At 52.6% G+C, this 3,013-nt stretch carries 2 protein-coding genes; one reads left to right on the forward strand and one right to left on the reverse strand.

Annotated features, from left to right (window positions below):
- On the forward strand, window positions 1-2,028 hold a 2,028-nt coding region (locus TW83_RS20285; protein ID WP_204245806.1), incomplete at its 5' end, for a type IV secretory system conjugative DNA transfer family protein.
- A 36-nt stretch (window positions 2,029-2,064) separates the two neighbouring features.
- Here TW83_RS20285 and TW83_RS18615 read toward each other — a convergent pair.
- Window positions 2,065-3,013: type IV secretion system protein (locus TW83_RS18615; protein ID WP_084697716.1), on the reverse strand; the 949-nt coding region annotated here is incomplete at its 5' end.

Here is a 3,013-nt window from a genome sequence, read left to right on the forward strand (position 1 = left end):
CCACTTGGGGAATGTATGCTTAAGACGCAGAACGAGGGTCTTTTTACCCAAGTCTGGTTGATATTCCTGTTTCTTGCCATAGGCGGTTTCGCCTTCGGCGCACACTCAGCGTCTGAAGCTCTGACGAAACAAGGTACGTCTGAATGGCAATCGCGTTGGGAGATGCGGCGCAACAAGTTGTTGGGTAAGCCGGGCAAAGGCTTCATTCTTGCGAAGACTTCAGCGCCTGAATCGCGGGGCCAGTATATAACGTCAGATAAATACCCCAACTGCTTGATCGTAGCACCAACGGGCGCAGGTAAGGGTGTCGGTTTTGTCTACCCCAACCTTTTCACCTTCGAAGGTTCCACAGTCACACTGGATGTTAAGGGAGAGAATTTCAAAAACACTGCCAGATGGCGCGCAAATATGGGCAATAAAATCTATAAATTTGCCCCTGTAGAATTTGGAAAAGCATCGCACCGGTACAACCCGCTGGAGCGAATTGGAAAGCTTACAGACTACGGCCAGATTAATTTTGAACTCCGCAAAATTGCTACTTTGTTTCTTCAAGCTGACGGGGCAGGGGAGTGGTTGAAGGGTGCAATCCAGCTTTTCAGCGTCATGGGTGGCGTGGCTTATGAAAGAAAGGACTTCACCCTTGGAGGAATTCACCGTGCCCTCTCAGAAGGTGAAGGCGATCTTCAAAAGCATATCAAAAACCTGTCTCAAACTGCCACAGAGCCAGCCCTACGAACCGAATTGGCTGGCATGGCTAAGCTGGAGACAAAAACGCTTAGTTCCTACAAGTCAGTCTTGAATAATGCTGGTTTTGACCTTTGGGCCAACCCGCATATTGATGACATGACCTCAGCGAGTGATTTTACTTTCAACGATCTTCGCCGTGAAAAGACTTCGATCTATTTCGTTGTTGCTGAAGCTGATCTTGAGCCGCTTGCAGGTTTGGTCAGACTGTTTTTCAACGAGCTTGTTGCAACGATTCAGAGTCGGATGCCGGAGAAAGACGAGCCGTATCACGCGATGATAATTCTGGACGAATTCCATCTTCTCGGAAAGATGACTGCTGTAGCACGTGCGATGACGACCATTCGGGGTTTCCACGGCAGGATTGCAATTATTACTCAGACAATTCCTGTGCTGGACTCTATTTATTCCTACGAAGAACGGCTTTCGATACAGGGCGGTGCGGGGTTGAAGCTTTACATGACGCCCTCCGAAGAAATGACGATTGAGGATCTTTCGAAAGCTTGTGGCATGACAAGCAAACGCGCAATCACACGGTCTCGCCAACTTGGCCTTGGTCAGCGGGTTACGTTGACTGAACGGACCGATGAAAAGCCGCTGCTTACAGAGGATGGAGCAAGACGCTTGCCGGAGGATGTGAGCATCATCATCGTCAACGGCAAGCAGCCATTGAAGGTTAAAGCCATCGTTCACCACAGGGATCGGCATTTTGCGAAAATCCTAGAGATGCAGAACGAGTTGAGCTGGGAAGCTGTTGAGAAGTCACTTCTACAATCGCGGATCAATCACCTTGAACGCAAATCACTGAAAGCGCAGCAGCCGCCACCGGTGAAAGATGCGCCCGCCAATAAAGCTGAACAGCCGACCGAACAGGACGGCCCGACGCCGGCGACGTTGCCCGCATCGGCTGAGCAGGCGGATCAGTCCGCGGCGCGCAGCCCGCAATCACTAGTGACGCCAACCGGAAAAGCCGAGCAAGCGCCTCAGGACGAACCGCAGACATTGAGCTTGCCTTCGGTAAAGGACCTCACGACTGACGACATGCAGACCGTCGCGGCCTGGGTAGCATCATCGCTAGACCTTTATGATGAAATCCGAAAGCTAAAGGACGCCGAACCGACGCCCGCTGTCGTTGATCGGACAAGGAAGAAGGCAAAGCGCGACAGGCTAAACCTTGAGCCGAAATTGAAGCTTGTAATGGGAGGCGACGTTACTGACGGTCCCGCCGAAAGCGTTGATGTAGAGAAGACTGACGAAGACAAAAAAAAGCCAGAGGCGACTTAGCCTAGCAAAAGAGAAGGGGGGCAATGCCCCCCTTTTTCATTTTCGTCGCAGCCTTGCCAAACGTTCAGACGCTCGATTGATCTGATTGGCGCGAAGGTTCACTGCATCATTGGTATTGCTGACGGGGTTCTTCATGTACGATGCGGTATCTGCAACCACACCCCGAGCTGCTTGTCCTGCGTAGTTGCCAGCGCGTGCCGAAACGCTTGCGCCTGTTGAGGGCTCGATGCCCGCAGCCCCGGTACCAACCCCACGTGCTGCGGCACCACCAGATCGCAGCGCGCCAGCTCCTGTCTTTATCGCCCTTGCAGACACAATTGCCGTGACCGCCCCCAGGGCGAAGTCACCAGCGACCATCGTGACGATCAAAGGGCTTAGAAGGACGAGGAAGGATGCGAGCACGAGTACCATCAGAACAGGCGTGATCTGACCGATAGTATCAACCGCCTCGGGGTCGATACTGGCAATCGTCGCGTTGCCCATACCCAAAATCGTCGCAAAAATGCCGATCAGGATAAGCGGATACATCAAGACCTTAATCACACCGCTCAGCCACGTATCAAAGTAGGATCTTGTTTGCGCCGTAAGCGTTGCGAGGATTGCGAAGGGGGCCAAGCCGACAAGCACAGCCAGGACGACCCTAGATGCGACCATTGCCAATGTAGCAAGTGCGCCAAAGACCGCGATAGCCATGAACATGAGGGCGTTAATCATCCCGCCCAGAATGTTCAAACGACCAGCAGTGACATTGGCGTAGTTCCCCATGTTTTCTGCAAGGTTGTCCAATTCCCTAGGAAAACTTGTCTCTGTTTCCCCAACGCCAAGGCCCCCGGCCAACATGGCGTTTCCAATTGCTCCAAAGCCGCCCTCAATGGCTGAAAAGACGCCATTAAAGTCCGCCCAGCTCTGCATGAACAGTGCGACCAGAACGAGCTTGAAAATCAGCCATACCGAAGTTCCAACTTCACCCACATTCCCCAAGTAA

The organism is Paracoccus sp. S4493 (assembly GCF_000967735.1).
GTDB classification, from domain to species: domain Bacteria; phylum Pseudomonadota; class Alphaproteobacteria; order Rhodobacterales; family Rhodobacteraceae; genus Paracoccus; species Paracoccus marcusii.